The organism is Myxococcus llanfairpwllgwyngyllgogerychwyrndrobwllllantysiliogogogochensis (assembly GCF_006636215.1).
Classification (GTDB): Bacteria; Myxococcota; Myxococcia; order Myxococcales; family Myxococcaceae; genus Myxococcus; species Myxococcus llanfairpwllgwyngyllgogerychwyrndrobwllllantysiliogogogochensis.
The window spans coordinates 1-541 of the sequence record NZ_VIFM01000657.1; the positions used below are offsets into that span (position 1 = coordinate 1).

The following is a 541-nucleotide window of genomic DNA, read 5'->3' on the forward strand; positions in this document are numbered from 1 at the left end:
GAAGTTAATCAGCAGCGTTTTCGGTCGCAGCGAGGGCGGGCGGAAATGGCGCGACTCGGGCAGGATACGCCAGAACATAATCGCCGCGGCCAGCGCAAAGCCGCTGATCGCCGCCAGTGCCACGCGCCAGCCGAAGAAATCGGTAAAGACCCCGGTCAGCAAGCGGCCGCTCATGCCGCCGATGGAGTTGCCGCTGATATAGAGTCCCATCGAAAAGGCGACGAAACTGGGGTGGATCTCCTCGCTCAGATAGGTCATGCCGACCGCCGCTACGCCGCTCAGCGACAGGCCGATGAGCGCGCGCATAATCAGGATGCCGTGCCAGCTGGTCATCATAGTCGACAACAGTGAACAGCAGGCGGCCAGCAGCAGGGCGGTGACCATCACCGGCTTGCGGCCTATTGCGTCCGACAGCGGGCCGGTAAACAGCAGGCCCACCGCCAACATCGCCGTGGAAATTGAAAGCGAAATACTGCTGCTGGCCGGCGACACGCCCAACTCGTTCGACAGCACCGGCAGGATCGGCTGCACACAGTAGAGC

At 62.7% G+C, this 541-nt stretch carries 1 protein-coding gene; it reads right to left on the reverse strand.

The genetic code is table 11. The features are described from left to right. The coding region (locus tag FJV41_RS55355; protein WP_141649581.1) for an MFS transporter at positions 1–541 on the reverse strand (541 nt) is incomplete at both ends.